This window comes from Brevibacterium sp. SIMBA_078, from assembly GCF_046534565.1.
In the GTDB taxonomy this organism is placed as follows: Bacteria; Actinomycetota; Actinomycetes; order Actinomycetales; family Brevibacteriaceae; genus Brevibacterium.
Genome location: NZ_JAWRYQ010000022.1, coordinates 1 through 528 on the forward strand (window position 1 = coordinate 1; position 528 = coordinate 528).

1 protein-coding gene is annotated in these 528 nt (G+C 29.5%); it reads right to left on the reverse strand.

Annotation, left to right across the window (positions count from 1 at the left end):
• The coding region (locus tag SB749_RS18685; protein WP_410711619.1) for a hypothetical protein at positions 1-215 on the reverse strand (215 nt) is incomplete at its 3' end.
• Positions 216-528: the final 313 nt, after the last annotated feature.

Here is a 528-nt window from a genome sequence, read left to right on the forward strand (position 1 = left end):
AGCATGTAATATGTGCGGATGGTGTTCAATGATTCCCTGTGTTCTGGTATATCAATTGCTTTTAGTAAATGGCTTTCAGCTTGTAATAGATCACCACGTTTTTCATAACTGATACCGATATTGTAATGAGCTAAACTTTTGGTGTATGAATCCCCGATTTCATCTGATTTTTTAATGATGGTTGCATAATGTTGATCAGCTTTTTTATAACTCATTAATTCCATTTTGTTATGTGCGATTACCAATTCGCATTGGAGTTGTCTTGATATATATTAATAAAATCTCCCTTTTATGGAAGATTTTTTAGATTGCGGTGATAAAAAGATAACAACAAATAATAAAAATAAGACTAAGCGCTGTATAGAATATTATCTTTCCTATTTTTCCAATGAAGTATATATTGGCTAAAGTGAAAAATAATATTGATGTGACTGTTAGAAATATATAAATTTCTTTTGTTTTTTTTGTATTCATAAATGTCTCTAGTGACTGATTTGAGGAATATGATTGGGTAATGTGAGATAAAGC